General features: G+C 54.8%; 1 protein-coding gene. It reads right to left on the bottom strand.

Annotation, left to right across the window (positions count from 1 at the left end; translation table 11 throughout):
• On the bottom strand, nucleotides 1-5,815 hold a 5,815-nt coding region (locus tag G451_RS34705), incomplete at both ends, for a hypothetical protein (protein ID WP_034643858.1).

Raw genomic sequence — 5,815 nt, 5'->3', positions numbered from 1 at the left:
TTGCCGCACAGCATCCACCATCCAGGTGCGCTCGGTATTTTGCATGTAATTTCGGACATGCTGAGCATTGACAGATGCACTATCAATGCGATCCCACCATGCCCCAAGATCGGGGTACGCCCACTTATCCCGAGCGGCTTGCGCGGCGTTGCGGCCCTCCCTGGCATACCCCTCGGTGCGAGCCAAATACCCTAAGACACCCTCCCAATCCCCATACATCCGATCAATTTGCTGGACCCAATTGCCCGTCACCGGCACGGTGATTGGATCAGGCCGTTGGCCCATCTCGGTGAGCACATCATCAAGCATCCGCTGTATCTCTGCATCGGTAATACCTTCGCCACTCGCAAATGCCCGCCAGACCTTATATGTGGCGTCGGCCAAATCGCGGGCTTTTTTGGCAGCCTCAGCCGATTGCTGTGCACTCGCCAAGGATTGCTCCCAGCCTTGTTCTTGGAGCCAGTCTTCGTTGATCTCGATCTCTGTTTTGATGGTGTCGATTTCTGAAATTGTTTCGATGAACGGATCGAGCGCATCTTTCAGATCGCCGATTTTGTCGCCAAAATCCGTAATGTTGGCCCCAAAGTCCTCGGCCATGGTATTATTGTCGAGCGCGGTGACATAGGAGCCAAACGAGGCCGCATCCGTGCCAAAGGCGCTCAAGTTGTTGCCCATCATCACGACAGCCCCGGAAAATTGGCCCGCGCTGCTGGAAAACGAGGTGGCAACAGCGCTCAAATCCACGGCATCCTGCATGGCCTTGAGCGTTTCATCCGGAATTTCGAGGTTTCGATCTTCCATGGCGGAAACCACATCATTGTAGGCCGTCGTAAGGTTGTGCAATTCGCCGTTTTTGTCTTCTGCGGCCCCCTGAATCCCTGATAAATAGGTACTGGCAGCTTCATCTAACGACACGGGGTTTTTCAGTTTTTCCAAAATTTCCGGGTTGATTTTTCCGAACTCAACTATTTGCCCCGTAAGACTGTTGATCGCCGTATTCGTGCCGCCGGATATCCGCTCCCACTCAACGGAAACCGCGCCGGGAATATCGCCGGCCGCAGCTTGCACAGCCGCCAAGGCGGCAATTTCATCCGTACTCAATTGGCCCAATTTGGCGGACATGGCATCGCCGGAACTCCAGACCACGGAGCCCACGCCCTCCAGCGCCTGGGCTTGAGCATCATTGAGCTGGCCCATGAGCACACGGGCTTGCCCTTGTTCATCGACCGTAATACGGCCCAATTCATTGAGCGCCGTGATTTGATCTTGGGAAAGTCCCTCGACAGAACTAAACAATTGATTGCCCTCAACCACGACATCATGCACCCGTGCGAATTCAGCCACCTCTGAAGCCGACATGGCGGACAGCTCGGACAACTCTTGCCCGGATTGATCAAAAATAGCAGCCCGCACGCCATCCGTTGACGAGGCTGATATCCGCTCCCACTCAACGGAAACCGTCCCCGGAATATCCCCGGCCGCTTGTTGCACGGCTGCCAAGGCCTCGATCTCGCTGGCGCTTAATTGGCCCAATTTCGTAGACATCGCATCGCCCGATTGCCAGACAACCGAGCCCACGCCCTCCAATGCCAGAGCTTGGGCATCGTTGAGCTGGCCCATAAGCACTCTGGCTTGCCCTTGCTCATCAACGGTGATTCGCCCCAATTCATTAAGCGCCGTAATTTGATCCTGGCTCAATCCCTCGACTGAGGAAAAGAGTTGATTGCCTTCCACGATTACATCGTGAGTCCGAGCAAATTCGACGGCTTGTTCGGCCGACATGGCCGCGAGATCGGCCAATTGGCCGGATTGATCTTGAAAAGAGGCTTCCCATACATCCGGGAAAGACACTTGGATATCCATGGATGCATCAAGCAGCTCTTGTACCACCTCAAGCGCCGCTACCGCTCCATTAATCGCCTCGATATTGGCCTGATCGCCTTTGGCAATCTCATCCTGAATCTGCTGCAAGAGCGCGACTTGCATATCGAGCAAATCCGCCTGATAATCAGCGCTCACGCCCATGGCATCGCTCACCAACGAGGCTTCCAACATTTTGCTGGTAACATCATCGTGCGCTGTGGTGTATCCCTCGCCGGATGCATAATAGTCTTGGAGGGCGGCCGCATACTCGGTGCCGGCAGTGCCTAACTCGCGGAGCGCATCGATGTCGCCGGCCATCCCCTTGGAATAAAGGTCGTCAAACTTGGCCCCGAGCTGCTTTACCAGCTCCTCGGGCGACAAAGGCGAGGCATCACCATACATCAAATTTTCGACCGTATCGCGTAACGAGCTGGCCGCCTCATGGTAAGCATCGGCCGATTCCCGGGCCGCGTCGGCCATTTCGCTGGAACTGTCCACCATATCCGATGTCATATCGTTGAGACTGTCGGCCATGGCATCAAACTGTTCCTGCAAACCTTCCAGCTCTTTTTGAAGCTTTTCCGTTTCGATTTGCACGATGGTCTGTTCGAGCTGATCGAGCGCATCCTGGTAGGCTTCTTCGGCATCTTCTAAGGCCTGCTTCGTCTGGGCTTCAGCCGCCAACACCTCTGCGTACTGCACGGTTTCCAATTTCGCGATTTGCGTCGCATCGGCCCCGGCCGCCCGAGCGTCGGCCAGCTCTTTTTCTTGACTAGCCATCATATCATACACATCGGCCCGGGTTCCCCAATCCGTATCGGGTTTGCGCGTGGACTGAGCATGGAGCAGGCGGGAGTTCAAATCCTGATCAAATACGGTCCATTCGTCGAGCGCTTGGCCTGCCTCTTCGATTTTCGCAATTTGGAGGTCGTAGAGTTGATTGATGTGTGCAATCTGATCGGCCGTGGCTCCCAACAAATAGGCCATCTCCAGCGCATCTTGCCGAGCGTCTTCAAGTCCTTGTTTTTGGTAGTCGACGTCGGAAAGGGTGAGTTGATCGAGTTGATCCAGCACATCATCCATCAATGTGGAGAGTTGCCCCGCAATGGCAGCCGCTTCGTAGTCGCGGATCGCAGCGAGATCAGATTCGTTGCCGGTGAGAATACGTATTTTTTCCGAGGCGGTATCAATGGTGTCACCGAGATCAAGCAACCATTGTTCGGTGTCGCTTCGGGAGAGCGCCGCCATGGCGTCATCAATATCGCTCATCACCTCAGCGGCTTCTTGCTGTTTAATGCGTATTGCCGCATCGTTTAATGATTGCAATTCGTCCGATGTTGCTCCCAGCGCCTGTGCTGCACCGGTCAAATCCACAAGCAACGCTTCTAGTTCGTCTACAAATGTTTGCGTTTCACTCGTTCCGTCATCAACCTGTCCGGTCATCTCTTCTAAAATATCCGCCAGCGCCTTATGTTTCTCCACACCCAACGTGGCCGCCAGAGCCTCCATTTGCGCCGCATCATACCCATCCCGCCGTGCTTGGCTCAAGGCTTGCTCGGCTTCCAAAGCATAGTTTGTCGCGTCGGCGGTGTAGCCCATACCCTGTGCGTCCAACTGCCGAGAATCAAGCCCGGTAAAATACGCCGCGTTTTGCTCCTTGCCCGCGTCCCATGAATCCTGCATAGCTTCGTAGTTGCTCACGGCCGTGGCGGTTTCCACCCATTGCGCGAAAATTTCCGGGTCTAATGTCTGAGACATTGCACCGCGAAATCGTGCCCAAAAGGTGTCTAACGCTTCGCCGGACTTATACACATCATCAAAGCCAAAACCCAACTCGGTCAGCGCCTCGTTGGCGTCGATGTAATATTGGGTCGTGCCCTCCCGAAGTTGTTGCAAACTCGACGTGGTGTTGGCAGAGAGCAACGCAATGGCCTCGCCGAACGCATCAATGCCGCCGACGGCATCGATCGCCCGACTCGCCCAATCGGCTTGGGCCAGCGTATCGGCTGTACCGGTAAGCGCCTCGACATTGATGTTTGCCAACCGGGTTGTTTCGGTCAACAACTCAAACGATTCTGCCAAACGAGTCAATGTATCCGGCAAAAGCTCGCCGTGATCTGCATCTTGATATTGCGTGACGGCATCGTACATCCCCACATCTTGCAGCTGCGTGGATGCAAACAACGTCGCGAAATTATCCAACACGGATTCCAATTCTTCCGCAGTGGTATCGAAAGTAATGTTGGAGAAATCCAAGGTATCCAGGCCCTCGGTGGAGATGCCCAGCGTCGTAAGGTTGTTCTCCAAATCCGTAAAAATGCCGTCGAATATCTCCTCAACCTCAGTTCGCACGGCCGGGTCAATATAATCGTCCACACGCACATGCTCGGTCGAGGATGATCCAAACGCGCCGGATGTTTCGTTTTTCAACGTACTATACCCGGTAACAACCGGCTCGCCGTTGACGATGGTTATAGCGATATTTGGCGAATTGCCTTGCTCGTTTTTACTCGTCCACGACGTGGTCGTGGTTTCGCCCCCCGTCGCCAAAATACCAATGGCAGCACCAATGAGCGCCCCGACCGGTCCGGCCCACGATCCCAGCGCCGCGCCACCCATTATTGCCGCAGAACTCAAGGCCGCACCTGCCGCTCCACCAAGAGCGCCACCAACAGTTCCACCAGTCGTCGCTGTGCCGTTGGGATAGACGAGGGAGGAGAGCCCATAGCCAATGCCAGCCCCGGTAAACGCGCCCGAACCCAAACCACCGATCGTGCTCAACGCCGATGCCGAGCCCCCACCCGAGCCGGCACTCGTCATGCTTACAGATTGTCCAAAATCTCCAACCATCCCCGTGGGGATTTCACTACCTGTTGGCACAGCCACCGAGCCCACGCCACTGGACATCCAACCGACATCAGCACTTCCTCCCGAGGCCCCGCCAAACGAGAAAAAATCCGAAATATTGCCGACATCTTTGATCAGATCCCCGATGCCGCCCTCGTCACTACTCAGAAAATCCAACAACCCGCTGGACTCGCCATCCACGCCCAGAAATTGGCCCATAATCGGCACAATCACATAATTTTGCGCGGCCGTAATCATCATCTGGGTAATCGTCTGAATAAGCATGTCGAGCATGGAATCCAACATATCGGCCCAGACCGCCTGCGCCTCATCCCCGCCTTGGCGCAGGGCGGACAACCAACTGCTCAAGCCCTCGGTAGCCGTATCCCAAAGCCCTGACGCGCCATCGCTCAGCGTACCGTAAATACTGTCCCAGTATTCCGCCTGTTGGGTCGTAGCGGATTTATAGAGCCCTAAATCTTTGGCAATGCGGAGCTGGAGATACGAGCCAAAGCTGTCAGCGTTGGCGATCTTGGCATCAAGCATTTCTTCGTAAATGCTTTCCACCTCATCCGCCAAGCTGCGTTCAACCGCTTCAACATCGAGCCCGGCGGCACGGGCTGCCTCTACCACCTTGCGATAATGGGTGAGTTTGTCCTGGAGGAGTACACCGGTAACTTCGGCTTGCACTTCAGCGAGATCAGCATGGATTGCCTTTTCTTGTTCGCTGGCCGTCTTGGCCGATTCGAGATTCTTTTCAAGCCATGCTTCATAGTAGGATTGAAAATCTCCGGCCGTATCCATATTGGATTCAGCGACTTTCACGCGGAGCTTGTCGAGTTCTTGATAATACCACACATCCAGGGCATTGCGATCCTGCACACTCGTTTGCAGCTCTTGATACATGGCTTGGAGGTGGGTGATTTCATCTGCGAGATCCTGGCCGCTGAGTTTGCGGGCGACTTCCGAGGATTCTTTCCACAACTCCTGTTTATCTTTTTCATTTGTGGCGTAATCTTTGGCCCGGAGTTCATTTTCTTTCGCGAGATAGGTTGTAAAATCGGCTGCGCGATCCCGCTCCCATTCCAGGCGAGCCTCTTTAATT

Source organism: Desulfovibrio inopinatus DSM 10711 (assembly GCF_000429305.1).
Classification (GTDB): Bacteria; Desulfobacterota; Desulfovibrionia; order Desulfovibrionales; family Desulfovibrionaceae; genus Alteridesulfovibrio; species Alteridesulfovibrio inopinatus.
Note: the sequence above shows the minus strand (reverse complement) of the source record. Positions and strands in the feature narration are given on the sequence as shown.